Annotated in this window: 16 protein-coding genes; 9 read left to right on the forward strand and 7 right to left on the reverse strand. The window is 67.7% G+C overall.

The annotated features are described in order from the left end of the window. Positions 1–24 precede the first annotated feature (24 nt). The 3 genes from ABT313_RS33105 to ABT313_RS33115 all read right to left on the reverse strand — a co-directional run bounded on the left by ABT313_RS33105 (position 25) and on the right by ABT313_RS33115 (position 3,139). Complete coding sequence (locus ABT313_RS33105; RefSeq protein ID WP_209693530.1) at positions 25–312, reverse strand: WhiB family transcriptional regulator; 288 nt, start codon at positions 310–312, stop codon at positions 25–27. A gap of 150 nt (positions 313–462) precedes the next feature. Further along, entirely contained in the window at positions 463–660 is a 198-nt protein-coding gene (locus tag ABT313_RS33110) for a hypothetical protein (protein WP_350861928.1), read from the reverse strand. 361 nt (positions 661–1,021) lie between these two features. Next, the gene (locus ABT313_RS33115) at positions 1,022–3,139 is read right to left on the reverse strand and encodes an ATP-dependent DNA helicase UvrD2 (protein WP_350861930.1); all 2,118 of its coding nucleotides are present in this window, start codon (positions 3,137–3,139) and stop codon (positions 1,022–1,024) included. 100 nt (positions 3,140–3,239) lie between these two features. Between ABT313_RS33115 and ABT313_RS33120 the strand changes: the two genes are divergently transcribed. Then, positions 3,240–3,479, forward strand: a complete 240-nt coding sequence (locus tag ABT313_RS33120; protein WP_350861932.1) for a mycoredoxin — start codon at positions 3,240–3,242, stop codon at positions 3,477–3,479. Between the two features lie 93 nt (positions 3,480–3,572). Beyond that, positions 3,573–5,924, forward strand: coding sequence for a hypothetical protein (locus ABT313_RS33125; RefSeq protein ID WP_350861934.1), 2,352 nt, complete (start codon positions 3,573–3,575; stop codon positions 5,922–5,924). On the opposite strand, the gene nudC is transcribed toward ABT313_RS33125, so the two are convergent. Next, a complete protein-coding gene (gene nudC / locus ABT313_RS33130) occupies positions 5,925–6,848 on the reverse strand; it encodes an NAD(+) diphosphatase (RefSeq protein ID WP_350861936.1) in 924 nt (307 codons plus the stop codon). 39 nt (positions 6,849–6,887) lie between these two features. Between nudC and deoD the strand changes: the two genes are divergently transcribed. Genes deoD through ABT313_RS33145 form a run of 3 tightly spaced genes read left to right on the forward strand, consistent with a single transcriptional unit; the run spans position 6,888 to position 8,336 of the window. Next, a complete protein-coding gene (gene deoD, locus ABT313_RS33135; RefSeq protein WP_350861938.1) occupies positions 6,888–7,601 on the forward strand; it encodes a purine-nucleoside phosphorylase in 714 nt (237 codons plus the stop codon). A 38-nt stretch (positions 7,602–7,639) separates the two neighbouring features. Next, on the forward strand, positions 7,640–8,179 hold the full coding sequence (locus ABT313_RS33140) for a hypothetical protein (RefSeq protein WP_350861939.1): 540 nt from the start codon (positions 7,640–7,642) through the stop codon (positions 8,177–8,179). Between the two features lie 34 nt (positions 8,180–8,213). Continuing rightward, a complete protein-coding gene (locus tag ABT313_RS33145; protein WP_350861941.1) occupies positions 8,214–8,336 on the forward strand; it encodes a hypothetical protein in 123 nt (40 codons plus the stop codon). Positions 8,337–8,531: 195 nt separating this feature from the next. On the opposite strand, the gene ABT313_RS33150 is transcribed toward ABT313_RS33145, so the two are convergent. After that, a complete protein-coding gene (locus tag ABT313_RS33150) occupies positions 8,532–9,392 on the reverse strand; it encodes an SDR family oxidoreductase (RefSeq protein ID WP_502884049.1) in 861 nt (286 codons plus the stop codon). Between ABT313_RS33150 and ABT313_RS33155 the strand changes: the two genes are divergently transcribed. Further along, positions 9,343–9,912: a TetR family transcriptional regulator gene (locus ABT313_RS33155; RefSeq protein WP_350861945.1), complete on the forward strand. Its 570-nt coding sequence runs from the start codon at positions 9,343–9,345 to the stop codon at positions 9,910–9,912. The two genes, ABT313_RS33150 and ABT313_RS33155, sit on opposite strands and share 50 nt — an antisense overlap. Positions 9,913–10,008: 96 nt before the next feature. Here ABT313_RS33155 and ABT313_RS33160 read toward each other — a convergent pair whose 3' ends face one another. After that, complete coding sequence (locus tag ABT313_RS33160) at positions 10,009–10,650, reverse strand: TetR/AcrR family transcriptional regulator (protein ID WP_350861947.1); 642 nt, start codon at positions 10,648–10,650, stop codon at positions 10,009–10,011. A 169-nt stretch (positions 10,651–10,819) separates the two neighbouring features. Here ABT313_RS33160 and ABT313_RS33165 point away from each other — a divergent pair, with 169 nt between their 5' ends. From ABT313_RS33165 to ABT313_RS33175, 3 genes are read left to right on the forward strand one after another with little or no spacing between them, the layout of a single operon-like run. Then, a complete protein-coding gene (locus ABT313_RS33165; protein ID WP_350861948.1) occupies positions 10,820–11,626 on the forward strand; it encodes an SDR family NAD(P)-dependent oxidoreductase in 807 nt (268 codons plus the stop codon). Positions 11,627–11,630: 4 nt separating this feature from the next. Beyond that, a complete protein-coding gene (locus ABT313_RS33170) occupies positions 11,631–12,755 on the forward strand; it encodes a DUF5938 domain-containing protein (RefSeq protein WP_350861950.1) in 1,125 nt (374 codons plus the stop codon). A gap of 21 nt (positions 12,756–12,776) precedes the next feature. Beyond that, complete coding sequence (locus ABT313_RS33175; protein WP_350861952.1) at positions 12,777–14,342, forward strand: acyl-CoA synthetase; 1,566 nt, start codon at positions 12,777–12,779, stop codon at positions 14,340–14,342. On the opposite strand, the gene ABT313_RS33180 is transcribed toward ABT313_RS33175, so the two are convergent. Next, positions 14,328–15,008: a GOLPH3/VPS74 family protein gene (locus ABT313_RS33180; protein ID WP_350861955.1), complete on the reverse strand. Its 681-nt coding sequence runs from the start codon at positions 15,006–15,008 to the stop codon at positions 14,328–14,330. The two genes, ABT313_RS33175 and ABT313_RS33180, sit on opposite strands and share 15 nt — an antisense overlap. Between the last annotated feature and the right edge of the window lie 4 nt (positions 15,009–15,012).

A 15,012-nucleotide genomic window follows, 5' to 3' on the forward strand; every position in this document is an offset into this window, starting at 1 on the left:
TCGTTTCGGATGGTTGGGTGTCGTTCAGGCTGCGGTAACGGTGTCGCTCTTGCGGGGACGCCCACGGGGCCGCTTGCGCGGAACCACCACACCTTGGACGAACAGCTCGCCACCCCACACGCCCCACGGCTCGGAACGCTCGAGCGCCCCGGCCAGGCACTCGGCCTGCAGCGGGCAGGTCGTGCAGAGAGACTTTGCGTACTCGACATCCGCCGGCGATTCGGCGAAGAAGAGTTCTGGCGCGTAGGACCGACAGGGCAGGTCCTGCGACGTTGCGACCTCGGTGAAGACATCGAGGAAGCTAACGCTCATTCCGGTCACCTCCCAGTGACTTTTGGATGCTGGTCTCTTGTCGTCGGTGAGGCCTACCGGTTGGCAAACCCCAAATCTGTGGACAAACAAAAGGGCCGCGGGACCCTTTGGTGGGTTCCGCGGCCTTGGAGGTGCCGGCTCTGACGCTTGTCAGACCGGTGGACTCCATATCCGAGAACCCGAACCGCCGTACTTCACATCGCCGACAGCTCCGCCCTTGATCTGGGCAAAGCCGGAAGCCATGAGCACAACGGTCGCGACGTGCAGGCGCGGCGAGGCACCCGGGATCTGGGCGCACGGCAGCGCGGCAGCGTCGCTGAACGGCTTCTTGACCGTGTTGGTAATCATTTCCAGGGCACCTCCTCTCGTTGTGGCGAAGCGGGCGGTTAGCTCGATCGCTATGGTTGTTTGAAGTTTTCGGCCAGGCTTCGACCGCAGAAAGAACAGTACGCCGTCCGCGTCGGAGCCCGCAAACTATTTATCGCCAGTTTGCGAAGTTGGCCGGAAGTTGCCGCTGCGGCGACCGGATCTGGTTGCCACTGCAGGTTTCCGGCACGCTCCGGGACGCCATCCGCACGCTCCGGGATCGTTGCCTCTGTCACCTAACTGCCACGTCTGCCGGGAGCAGAATGCGGCACGTCCTCCAGAGTGCGCCCCGGAACCCGTGCCTGGCAAGACAATTCCTGCGACCGGTTGCCCGAAAGGGCAGTCAGCGGGTGCAGAGGTTGAGGATGTGCTCGCCGTACTTGGCCATCTTGGTGTGGCCGATGCCCGGGATCTGGCGCAGCGCCTGGGCGTCGGCCGGGCGGGTCTCGGCGATGGCCGTCAGCGTGGCGTCGGTCAGGATGACGAACGCCGGCATCCGCTCGGACTCGGCCTGCTCGGTGCGCCACTCGATCAAGGCGTCGTACAGCTTCTGGTCGATCTTGGACGGGCAGTCCTCGCAGCGGCCGAGCTTGCGGGCGCCCGGATCGAGCAGGCCGCGACCGCAGACCCGGCACTTCGGGATCGGGCGGCTGGACCGCGGGGCGCTCGACGGACGCTCCCAGCTGGTCTGTGACGACGGTGTCCACTCGGTCCGCGCCGTACGGACGCCGATCGGGTCGAGGAAGCGGGTCGGACCGCGGGTCCCGCGGCCGCCCGGCGAGCGGGACGTCGACCAGCTGACGAACAGCTGCTGCTTCGCCCGCGTCACGCCTACATAGAAAAGCCGCCGCTCCTCCTCCACCTGCGCCGGCGTCTGGGCGTAGCTGATCGGCAGCGTCCCCTCGTGGGCGCCGACGATGAAGACGCACTCCCACTCCAGGCCCTTGGCCGCGTGCAGCGTCGCCAGCGTGACCCCCTCCGCCAGCGGCGCGTGCTGGATCGACGCCCGCCGGTCCAGCTCGTCCATCAGGTCCGGCAGCCGGGCGTCAGGGTGAGCGGCGGCAAAGTCGGCCGTCATCGTCACCAGCGCGCTCAGCGACTCCCAACGGTCCCGGACCGCACCGGTCCCGGTCGGCGGCTCCTGCGTCCACCCGGCTCCGGCCAGTACGCCGGTCACCGTCGTCACCAGGTCGTCCGACAGGTCTCCCGCCTTTGCCTGACCCCGCAGCAGGACGGCGGCCTGCCGGATCTCGGCCCGCTCGAAGAACCGCTCCGCACCCTTCAGGACGGTCGGGATCTTCCGCTCGGCCAGCGCCTGCTCGAAGTTCTCCGACTGCGCATTGGTCCGGAACAGTACGGCGATGTCCCGCAGCGCCACGCCCTCGTCGCGCAGCTTCACGACCGCCCGCGCCACCGCATCCGCCTCGGCCACCTCATCGGAGTATTCGCGGTAGACCGGAGTCGGACCGGCTTCCTTCTGCGACCGCAGCGTCACCCGGCCGGGCAGACCGGTCGGACCGGCCGCATCGAGGATCTTGTTCGCCACGTCGACGATCTGCGGCGTCGACCGGTAGTCACGGACCAGCTTGATCACGGTGGCGGACGGATGCCGGGAAGCGAAGCGCACCAGGTTCTCCGGCTCGGCACCTGCCCACGAGTAGATCGTCTGGGCCGGATCGCCGACCACGCAGACGTCCTCCCGGCCGCCCAGCCACAGGTCGAGCAGACTCTGCTGCAGCGGCGACACGTCCTGGTACTCGTCCACGACGAACGTCCGGTACTGCCGGCGGATCTCCGCGGCCACCCGCTCGTCCTCCGCGAGCAGAGCGACCGCGCAGAGCAGCACATCCTCGAGATCGATCCGCCCCCGCTCCAGCTTCACGTCCTCGTACGCCGCGAAGATCCGCGCGATCGTCGGCGGGTCGAAGGCAGCCAGCGTCCGGGACGACTTCGGCGCCAGCCGGGCATAGTCGTCGGGCCGGACGTTGCTCACCTTGGCCCACTCGACCTCACCGGCCAGGTCGCGGAGCGCAGGCGTGTCCACCCGGACCCGGCAGCGGGACGCGGCCTCGGTCAGCAGCGGGAACTTCCGGTCCGCGATCGGGGGCAGCTCCCCGCCGTACACCTTCGGCCAGAAGAAGCGGGCCTGCCGGAGCGCGGCGGAGTGGAACGTGCGGGCCTGCACCCCCTGTACGCCGAGCTGCGCCAGCCGCCCGCGCATCTCCCCCGCCGCCCGCTGGGTGAACGTCACCGCGAGCACGCGGACCGGGTCGAACGTCCCGGTCTGGACGCCGTACGCGATCCGGTGGGTGATTGCCCGGGTCTTGCCCGTCCCGGCACCGGCCATCACGACGACCGGGCCGTGCAACGCGGACGCGACGGCCCGCTGCTCCGGATCGAGCGCCTCGAGAAGGCTCTCGGCGGAAGCAGATCGTGTGAGGTCGCTCACGGGTTGAGACACGCGGGAACAGCACCACCTACGGCATGGTTCGAATACGTCGAAGGCAACCCTAGACGGGCGGCCCGACATAAACCCCTCCCACTCCTCAAGGAGTCCGCCGATGTCGGCTTTCACCATGTACTCGACCCCGTGGTGCGGCTACTGCCACCGCCTAAAGGGCCAGCTAAAGCGCGCGGGCATCGAGTTCACCGAGGTCGACATCGAGCAGGTCCCGGACGCCGCACAGCTGGTCGAGAAGATCAACAACGGCAACCAGACGGTCCCGACCGTGGTCTTCCCCGACGGCACCGCGATGACGAACCCGTCGCTGGCCCAGGTCGCGGAGAAGCTCGCCGCCTGAACAATCCCGACTCAGGTCATATCGCCTGAGTTATGGACATTACGGTCATGACCGTTATACCTTGCGATGAACTACGTCGCAGGGAGTCCGCCCATGTTCTCGCGCCGTCACTTCGGTCATGCCTTGACGACCCTCGTCGTCGCCGTCGGTCTGCTCGCCGCGGGTGGGCTGCACGCCACCGCGGCAGCACCGCCGCCTGATCCGTTCCCGTCGGAGACCTGGCCGCTCGGGCCGCCGACGAGGTCGTTCGCGCCGGCCGATGACGCCATCTTGGATCTCGGCTCGCCGGTCAGCTCGCTCACGGTCATGGAGGGCGCGGTCGGCCACACTCCCGACGGGCGCGACGTTGTGTACGCCGTACCCGCCGGTGAGAACGCCCGCCTCAACGTCGCGGACCTGCATACCCACGAGCTGGTCCGGAGTGTGCCGCTGCCGGGAGCCGCCGGCGGCTGGGCGATCGTGGTGACGCCGAACGGCGACGTCTATCTCGGCACCTATCCGTACGCGCACCTCTACCGCTACAGCCCGGTCACAGGTGAGGTGACCGACCTGGGCCAACCGATTCCGGGTGAGTCCCAGATCTACGGCCTGACCGCTGACGCAGAGGGCAACGTGTACGCCGGCACGTACCCGACGGCGCACGCGTTCAAGTACGACCCGTCGAACAGACAGGTCACCGACTACGGCTCACTCGACCCGGTGCAGCAGTACGCGCGCTCCACGGTCTACGACCCCGACCACCGCAAGCTGTTCGTCGGCGTCTCCACTCCGAACGCCCGCCTGCTCCGGATCGACGTCGACACCAAGGCGGTCGAGGACATCACTCCCCCGGGCACTACGGCCAAGGACTTCATCGACCTGGACTACGCCGGCGGCAGAGTGTTCGCGAACGCCAGCAGCCGACTCGTGGTGGTCGACGCGGTGACCGGTGAGCAGATCAAGTACACCGACGCCACCACCGGCCAGCAGGTGATGGACTACCCCATCGCCGCTCGTGGCGTGTCCGCAGCCGGACCGGGTGGCGTCTACTTCACCAACAACACCCTGGCCCTCACGCACTACGACCTGGACACCAACACTGTCGGTCCGGTCTCACCGCCGCGGACGCTGACGCGTGGCGCATCCATCGGCTACGGCTGGGTGACCGAGAACGGCGTACCGGTTCTCTATGGCCTGGCCGGTAACTACTCCGGTGGGACGTTCCGCTACAACCCGGCCGACGGGACGCTGGCTCAGTGGAGCTCCCCGTTCCAGTACGTGCCGTCGCCGCTGATGCACGAGCTGGCGGACCCCGTCACGGGCAAGGTGTTCGTCAACGTCTACCTCAACGGCTCCACCGCTATCTACGACCCGGCGACCGGCAAGTCCACTGTCACCACTCGCCAGGGACAGGTCGAGGGCTGGGCCTGGGACGGCACCGGCAAGATGTACGTCGGTATCTACCCGTACGGCCGCTTGTCCCTCTGGGACCCGTCGCTACCGGACAGCACCACCAACCCGAAGGAACTGTTCAGCCTGGTCGACAGCGACCACCAGAACAGGCCGGTGTCAGTGGTCCCCGACGGCAACCACGTGTACGTCGGCACCACGCCGGCGTACGGCGAGTACGGCGGCGCCCTGACCGTGTACGACGTACCGACGGGCAGCCACACCGTCTACCGCAACCTGGTGACCGACCAGACGATCGCGTCGATCCTGCCGGCCGGTGCGAACGTGTGGGCCGGTTCCAGCATCGAGGGCGGTCAGGGCACCGACCCGAAGGCCACCGAGGCCCACCTGATCAAGGTGGACCCGTCGACGGGCGCGGTGCTCTCCGACATCGTCCCGGTGCCAGGTGCAGCCAGCATCAACGAACTGACGTACGGACCCGACGGCAACATCTGGGGTCTGGCCGACGGCATCGTCTTCGTCGTCAACCCGACAACCGGTGACGTGCTACGGCTGCTGCCCGTGTTCAGCGCAGTCACCGGCTCACAGGACGGCGCACTGTCCTGGCGCGATGGCTACTTGTACGGCGTGACCGGCGGGCGTCTGTTCGTTGTGGACAGCCTGAGTGGTCACACCACCGTCCTCCGCGACCACGGCCTCAACCGGCTCACGCAGACGCCGGACGGCACCTACTACACGCTGCTGCGGCCGGACGGCTTCACCAACCCGACCAACCTGGCGTCGTACACGCCACCGGTCGACTCGTGTCCGCAGTCCGACGTCAGGCCGACTGTCTGGACCGGGAACATCGACAGCCACGTGTCGAACCGCTTCCTGACCTATGGCTGCACACTGACGGACACACTGCCGAGCGCGAAGGCGGACTGGCCGAGCCACGCGGCGTACGTCATCGCAGTCGACCGCAAGCTCCGTCAGCTCGAGCAGGCCGGCTCGGTCGAGCGCTGGGAGGGCGTCCTGATCCGGATCGCGGCCGCCCGGTCCAACGTGGGCCGGTGATCACCAGCTACCGGTAAGGCTCTCGCCGTACCAGCCTTCGATCAGGCGGCGGGAGATCGAGATCGCACCCGGGAGGGCCATCGTGCCGGCTTCGACCAGCACGCGGACGTCCTCCCGGGTGAACCACTTGGCCTCGGCGATCTCGTCCTGGTCCACGTCGATGTCGAAGCTCGACGCCTTCGCGTAGAACCCGAGCATCAGGCTCGCGGGCAGCGGCCACGGCTGGCTGCCGGCGTACACGATCTCTTCGCCGACGATAACGCCGGTCTCCTCGAGCACCTCACGCCGTACGGCGGCCTCGAGCGACTCCCCCGGCTCGACGAACCCTGCCAGCGTGGAGTACCGACCGACCGGCCAGGCCTCGTTGCGACCCAGCAACGCACGGTCCTGGTCGTCGGTGACGAGCACGATGATCGCCGGGTCGCTGCGCGGGAAGTGCGAAAGACCGCAGGCCGGGGAGCGCCGTACGTGGCCCGCCTCGACCACCTCGGTGTGGTCGCCGCAGTTCGAGCAGTGGGTGTGGACGGCATGCCAGTTGGACAGGCCGATCACGTTGACCGCGATACCGGCCTCACGGTCGTCCAGCAGCGCGCCGAGCTCACGCAGACCGCCGTACGACTCGTCTGCCTCGCCCTCCACCAGCACGCCGAAGACAGCGCGGCCGTCCGCGGTCATGCCGGCCCCCGACTCGCGGTCGATGCCCAGGAAGATCCGGATGCCCTCAGGCGCCGCGGCCGGCGCCAGGAAGAGCAGTGCGGAACGGTCGTCGACCACGCGGATCTTGTCACCGGCTACGACGACCACCTGGGTGTCGGGCGCGGCCCACGCCTTCTCGAGCCAGTCGTCGTCACGACGGCGGTCGGCGGCGCGGTCCAGAACCGAACGGGACAGGGCAAGCGAACCAGGGTCAATGGAGTAGGCCACGTGCCTCAACCTACCCCGGCACCATGAGAGCATCCCCGCATGAGTATTCACATCGCCGCCGAGAAGGGGCAGATCGCTCCGCGCGTGCTGTTCCCCGGGGACCCGCTGCGGGCCAAGTGGATCGCCGAGACCTACCTGGACGACGTGATCTGCTACACCGAGATCCGGAACATGTTCGGGTTCACCGGCACCTACAAGGGTGAGCGGATCTCCGTGCAGGGCTCCGGCATGGGCCAGCCGTCCGCGTCCATCTACGCGAACGAGCTGTTCGCGGAGTACGACGTACAGACCCTCATCCGGGTCGGGACCTGCGGTGCGCTGGTCGAGAACGTGCGGGTGCGCGACGTGATCGTGGCGATGTCCGCGAGCACCGACTCGCAGATGAACCGGCTGCGCTTCCACGGCATCGACTACGCGCCGACGGCGGACTACCAGCTGCTCCGCGCGGCGGTGGACGCGGCCGAGGCGGCCGGGCTGAACGTACACGTCGGCCAGGTGTTCTCCGGCGATCTGTTCTACAACGACCGGGCCGACCTGGTCTCCCGGACCGCGGAGTACGGCGTACTGGGCATCGAGATGGAGGCGTCGGCGCTCTACACGCTGGCGGCGAAGTTCGGCCGCCGGGCGCTCGGCATCATGACCGTGTCGGACCACCTCATCACCAAGGAGGAGACGACCGCCGAGGAGCGCCAGACGACGTTCTCGGAGATGATCACGATCGCCCTCGACGCGGCGATCGAGGTGCCGGTCTGAACCCGCGGTACGGCGCCGCCGTCCTGGCCTGCGCCGTAATGGCCCTCGGTACGGCGGCGTGCTCGGGCAGCAAGTCCGGCGACAACAAGCCGGACGCGGCGGGGAGCTCCAGCAGCTCCGCCGCGCCGGGCACCACCAACAGCAGCAGCGCGTCGTCGTCCGGTCCCGAGGAGAAGCTGCCGGACCTCACTGCCGCACAGGTCGTCACAGCCTTTGCCGGCAAGGGCTACAAGTGCAGCACCGACGAGGCGTACCAGACCTGCGCTCAGGGCACCACGTCGGTCCAGGTGCTCATCGGCACCCAGCCGCGCCCGCCGGTGATCTCGCTGCAGGCGACCGGTGTGGCCGCGGAGGCGACGACCAAGCTGACTGATTTCGCACCGCAGGCGCTGGAGCTGGCCCATGTGAACCCGCGCGGCCAGATCACCGACTGGCTGAAGCAACAGCAGGGCAAGGCCGGACAGACGACCGCCGGCAACTGGACCGTGGAATTCTCGACCGAGGCGGACACCGATCAGCCCGGGGCGATCCTCACGCTCACCGACAAGCTCTGCAAGGCCGACTGCGGAGCCGAGTGAACCAGCCGCCGAAGATGACGGCTACAACCTGCTGATGCTCTGCGGGGCCAAGGACGAGACTGGTGCGCGCGCTGTACCCGACGGGAGCCAACGAAGGCACCTCGCGGACGGCGGGCTACTGCTCGGCTGGGACGAGAAGTACGAGCAGATCCGTTGACTGCAGCAGAACTTCTCACTCGTCGGCCTGAGCGGTACGCCGGGGGTCGCCTGCATCGAGCTCATCACAGAACTCTCGATCCCCAGGCGCGAGATGGGCCGCGAAGCTGAACCACACGGCCAGCTTGAAAGGCGAGGGCTCCCCGGGCGGGGATTTGCTGGGACGACGGCTCGGACCCGCAGCAGGGTGAATGCGTCAGGCTGCAGTCAGCAGCGACCCGCCGTTGACGTCGAGCACGGTGCCGGTGACGTAGTCGTTGCGCATGAGGTAGAGGTGCGCCATGGCGATGTGCTCGGGCTCACCGACGCTCCCGACGAGTGTGTTCTGCGCCAAGCGGGCGAGGATCGCGTCGCGCTGCGGCTCCGGGACGCGGTCCCACATCGGCGTGCGGATGGCGCCGGCACGGACCGCGTTGACCCGAACGGGAGCGAGTTCGACGGCCAGCCCTTTGACCAGAGCTTCGGCCGCACCGGCGCCTGCGGCCGCGAGTGCCGCACCCGAGACAGGACGTTGACCTACCGTGCCGGTCATCAGCGTGATCGAGCCGGTCGGGCGCAGGCGTGTGATCGCGTGCTTGATGACTGTGACTGCGCCCCAGAAGCGGACCGCGAGCATGCCTTGCGCGGCGGCGAGGTCGAGTTCGGCCAGCCGACGAGGCGTGAAGCTGTCTCCGGCCGTGAACACCAGGTGGTCGATGGCCCCAACGCGTTCGAGCGCGTTGGCGACCTGCGTCTCGTCCCGGACATCGACGGCGATTCCCGCGCACCCGTCAGGTAGCTCGCGCAGCGCCGCGTCGACGCGATCTTGGCGACTTGAGGCGATAGTGACCCTGGCACCCTCGAGGGCGGCCGTTCGTGCGGTCGCCAGTCCCATGCCGGAACTGCCTCCGACGAGAAGTATCCGCTGTCCGTTCAAGCTCATGTGGTCCTCCGCGACTCGATGTCTCATTGGGACATCACTGTAGCACGATGATGTCCCAATGAGACATAGCTGGTAAACTGGGCTTGTGGCCAGGTGGGATCCCGAGAGTGAGCAACGCCTGCGCGCGGCCGCCATCGAACTGTTCCTCGAACATGGCTACGACGACGTCACCGTCGCCCAGATCGCTGGCCGGGCCGGCCTGAACCGGCGCACCTTCTCGCGCTACTTCGCAGACAAGCGGGACGTGCTATTCGCCGGCTCCGACCAGCTACCGGGACTGCTGGCGGACGCCGTGCGACGCGTCGCCCCCGACGTTCCTCCGTTCGAGGCCGTACTGCAGGCGCTCACTGACATCGCTCCCGTGCTCGGCAACCAGGTAGCCGAGCACGCCCCGCAGCGTCAAGCGATCATCGCCGCCAGCCCTGAGCTGCAGGAACGCGGCCACGCGAAATTCGCCGCTGTCGCCGCCGCCCTCGCGACGCAGCTGCGCGACCGCGGGGCCGATGAGTCGACAGCGCAGCTCATCGCTGACGTCGGGGTCGCCATCTTCCGCAGCGGATTCAACCAATGGGTAGCCGCCCCCGGCGCCACCGACCTGGACGCGCATATTCGCAAAGCAGCCACTCAGCTCAGCGATGCGGCCGCCCAACGCTGATCAAGCAATTGGATACCGCCGTGCAGCGCCTGGCCGAGGGTGCCGATCGTGGCAATGACAACCGATTCTGACAGGACCTGCAACAGCCGATGCGAGCTACGCTGCGACGAGCTTGGGCAGGACCTGCAGGAGCCGATCTGTCAGCAGGTCCGGGGTCTTGTCCGGGTTCGCGGCGAAGCCCACCACGGCCTGCTCGAACAGTCCGTCGATCAGTGCGTACGCCGTCGGCGCGTCGACGGTCGGTGTGGTCGCGGTGAGATCGGCGTACCGGCCGAGGATGCGCCAGATCATCTCTTCCAGCAGCTTGTCGATCGCCTCGACGTCCGGGCGCAGCTGCTCCTCGAACATGCTCTGCGCGCGCAGGTCGTACCAGAGCTTGTGCATCGGGGTCTCGTCGACCAGGGTCTGCGTCATCTTCGCCAGGAACCCGGTGACCAACTCCTGGCCCGACGTCGCGGTCTCGACCACTTCGTCGTACCGCCGGGCGCACTTGGTCTTGTAGTAGCGCACGCAGTAGCTGATCAGGTCGATCTTGTCGCGGAAGTAGTAGTGCACGACGCCGTGGGTGAACTCGGAGTTGTTCGCGATCTCCCGCAGGCTGGTCCGCGCGTACCCGAGCTCGCCGAGGGTCTTCAGCGCGGACTCGGCCAGCGCGACCCGGCGGCGCTCGATCTTGTCGATCCCGGAGACGCGGGCGGGCCGGGCCGGTTCGGTTGCACTCGCTGACGACACTGCCACACCGCCCTCTCCTCATCGGGTCGTTGCGTCAGAGTACCCCGCCCCGGGCCAGGCGCGTCCCGGTGCGGGGAGATTTCTTGACAAGTGTCAAACAAAGTCTTGACGGGTGTCAAAGACCTGGCCAGAGTGTGAAACAGCCAGCCTCGTCGTGTCAGCAAAGGAGCTACAGATGGGTTCACTCGATCTCTCCGGCCGCAAGGCCCTCGTCACCGGCGGCGCCCAGGGGCTGGGTGAGGGTATGGCGAAAGCCCTCGCGGCAGCCGGCGCGAAAGTCGTGATCAGCGACCTGCAGAAGGACGCCGGCGAGAAGGTCGCCGACGCGTTGGACAGCGAGTACGGAGCGGGTAACGGCTTCGTCGCCCACGACATCACCGACGACGCCCAGTGGGAGAACGCGGTCGTCGCGGCCAACGACATCATGGGCGGCCTCGACATCCTGGTGAACAACGCGGGGATCGAGATCACCAGTCTGCTCACCGAGGTCAGCGCCGACGACATCCGCAAGATGCTCGAGGTCAACGTCCTCGGCACCACGCTCGGCGTCAAGTGGGGTCTGCGGACGATGCGTCCGGAGGGTCTGGCCGGTCAGGGCGGCGCGATCATCAACGTCGCGTCGGTCGCCGCGACCATCGCCTTCCCGGGCATCGCGGTCTACTCCGCGACCAAGTCCGCTGTCGACCGCCTCACCAAGGTCGCCGCGATGGAGTCCGGCAAGCTCGGGTACGGCGTCCGGGTCAACTGCATCTACCCCGGCCTGGTCCCGACCGCGATGGGCGCCGGCCTGGCGAACGACGTCGCGCAGCTCGGGCTGTTCGAGTCGCCCGAGGCCGCGGTGGCCGCCGTGGTCGGGCTGACCCCGGCCGGCCGGCTCGGCGAGGTCGCCGACATGGCCGACGCGGTCGTCTTCCTCGCATCGGACGAATCCCGGTTCATCACCGGTATCGGACTGCCCGTCGACGGCGGAATGGGGATGTGATCGCATGAGCAGCAAGCCAGTCGTCGTCTACGGCGCCTCCGGCTACACCGGGCGCCTGGTGTGTGAGTACCTCCGGCAGTACCACGTCCCGTTCGTCGCCGCCGGTCGCGACGAGGCCAAGCTGAAGGCCTCGATGGACGCGCACGTCCCCGGCATCGAGACAGCCGACTACGAGATCGCCACGGTCGACCATGACACCGCTGCACTCACCGATCTGTTCAAGGGCGCATCCGTCGTCCTGAACACCGTCGGACCGTTCAGCGAACTCGGTCCGGCCGCGGTGGAGGCCGCACTGGCCGCAGGTGCTCACTACACCGACACGACTGGTGAGCAGGACTGGCTGATGACCTGCGACGAGAAGTACGGTCCGCAGTTCGCCGAGGCCGGTCTGGTGCTGGCGCCCGGCATCGCACAGATGTACACGACCAGTGAGATCGCAGCCCAGCTCTGTCTCGAGCAGCCGGGCCTGGACACGCTGGACATCGCTGTGTTCTGGGGCGGAAGCCCGACGATCGCCTCCACGCGCACGATCCTGGTGAACGCTGCGACGTCGAAGGCGCACTACCTGGAGAACAACCAGTACGCCGAGTTCCCCACGCAGGGACTGGTGCAGCTGGTCGTTCCCGGGCAGCACGAGCTGGCTCTGTCGCTGCCGTGGGGTGGCATGTCGCACCCTGTGTGGTTCAAGCGCGATCCACGCGTGGCCAACTGCAAGGCGCAGGGCGGTGTGTTCAACGCGGCGCTGATGAACGGGGTACCGCAGATCGTTGCCGCAGCGCTCGAGGCGACCAAGGACATGGCGCCGGACGAGCGCAACGAGGCACTGACCGCGACTGCGCGTCAGGTGATGAACGAGATGCCGCCGCGGGAGAACCCACGGGTCAACAAGACGCTCGACTCGGTGCACGCCTCCGGACCGCTCGGCCGCGCGCACTGCGTCATCCACGGCAACAGCAACTACCAGCAGACCGGTCTGATGCAGGCGTACGCGGCGTACTCGCTGCTGCAGACGCCGCCGAAGCGGGTCGGTTTCGCGAGTGGCTGCCAGGCATTCGGTCACCGCGAGCTGCTCGGCGTACTGCGGAGCTTCGGACTGGTGTCCGAGCCGCAGCTGACTGTCCAGCACTAGAGCAGCACTAGAGGAGTTGTCGTGCGACTGGTCGACTACCTGGACAAGGGCGCCTCGCTGGGCCCGGATGCGGCCTGCCTCACCACGGACGGCGAGACCCTCTCGTACGCCGAGGTGCAGCAGCTGTCGTACCGGATCGCCGGCGCGTTGGAGGCGACCGGGGTACAGCCGGGTGGAAAGGTCGCGATCCTGTCCGCGAACGACCCGATCGCGTTCAGCTGCGTGTTCGGGATCAGCCGGGCCGGCGCGATCTGGTGCCCGATCAATCCGCGCAACGAAGCGGCGGAGAACCGTGAGCTGCTCGACCAGTTCGACTGCGAAGTACTGATCTACCAGTCGGCGTTCACGCCGCTGGTGGACCGCATCCGGGACTCACTGCCGAAGGTGCACACGTTCGTGTGCCTCGACGGGGAGCCCACAGACTCCGGCCCAGACCCCCACCCCAGCGGTCGGAGAATCGTCGGTTGGGACGCGTTCTGCGGGGGCGCGTCCCAACCGGCGCCTGATCTGACCGATCCGGACGACCTGGCGATGATCGTCGGGACCGGCGGTACGACGGGCCGTCCGAAGGGAGTGATGCTCGGCAACGCCAACCTCGAGACGATGACCGCGCTGACGCTGATGGGGTACCCGTTCGGCGAGCGGCCGGTCTACCTCGCACTGGCGCCGCTGACACACGCGGCCGGGGTGCTGTGCTTCCCCGTGCTGGCGCTCGGCGGGGAGATCGTGATCATGCGAGCTCCCGACGTCCATGCCTTCCTCGACCTCATACCGCGACACGGGGTGACGCACACGTTCCTGCCGCCGACGCTGATCTACATGGTGCTGGCGGCGCCGGAGCTGGACTCCACGGACCTGTCGTCGTTGCGGTGCTTCTGGTACGGCGCGGCGCCGATGTCGGTCGCCCGGCTCGAGGAGGCGCTGCAACGGATCGGTCCGGTGATGGCGCAGCTGTTCGGGCAGACCGAGGCGCCGATGATGATCTCGATCCTGCCGCCCGCCGCGCATTTCGATGCTGCAGGCAACATTGCGCGGAGCCGGCTGTCGTCGGCGGGGCGGCCGTCACCGTTGGTCACGGTGGCAATCATGAGTCCGGACGGCGGTCTCCTTCCCTCGGGCGAGCGAGGTGAGATCGTCGTCCGCGGCTCTCTGGTGATGCGGGGGTACTACCGCAACCCGGATGCGACCGCGGCGGCGTCGGCGTACGGCTGGCACCACACCGGTGACATCGGCTACCTGGACGGCGACGGCTACCTGTACATCGTCGATCGGGCCAAGGACATGATCATCACCGGCGGCTTCAACGTGTACTCCACCGAGGTCGAGCAGGCCCTGATGGCGCACACCGACGTACAGGATTGCGCAGTTGTCGGACAACCTGATGAGAAGTGGGGCGAGCGCGTCGTCGCCGTCGTACAACTCCAGCCGGGCAGTCTGGTCGGGCCGGAGGAGCTGATCGCGTTCGCGAAGGCACGCATCGGCAGCGTGAAGGCACCGAAACAGGTCCTCGTCTGGCCCGACCTGCCCCGCTCCAAGGTCGGCAAAGTAGTCAAACCTGAGATCAAGGCCAGGCTAGCTACCGGATGAGCCACCTGCGGTTGCGGAGACCACGATGGCAGCCGTCACCGCGGCCTGCACCTGGGCGACGGCCTTCTTGACCGCATCCGCAGCCCAGTCCGAGTCGGCGATCTCCTTCGCACGCCGCTTCAGCGCCCGCTTGTCCACTGCGCCGATAACAACCTTCGGTACGACGTTCAGCGCGCTGAGCAGGGCGATCAGCGCACCGGTCCGCTGGTCCGGCGCCAGCCCCTGGATCAGCACACTCTGCAGCTGGGCGCGAACCTCGCCCTCGTGCCGCGCATCCATGGCCGGCCAACGTGTCACCGGGAACAGACCGAGCACTCGCCCCTTCTCCTCCTCCAGCACACCGCGCTTCGCGAGCCGCATCAGCAACTGGCCGCGGAGGCCCCTGGACAGCGCACCGATCTGGTCCTTCGGCTTCTTCCCTGGCTTGTTGAGCACGTACGACAGCCGCTCGTCCAGAATCGGGTCTCCGGTCAGCGCACCGTTGGTCACCTTCAGCCGCCCTGGCTTCTCCGCATCCCGGTAGTCGGTGATGTCCAGCCGGCCCTGCAGCGTGAGCTCGATCAGCACCGCCCCGGCCAGCGCGTAGTCCAGGCCGGGGGACCCGGTGATCGGCTTGCCGGTCTCGTCGTCGTACATGAGCAACAGCAGGTCCTCGGCGATCAGCATGCCT

The sequence above is a fragment of the Kribbella sp. NPDC000426 genome, assembly GCF_040300265.1.
Taxonomy (GTDB): Bacteria; Actinomycetota; Actinomycetes; order Propionibacteriales; family Kribbellaceae; genus Kribbella.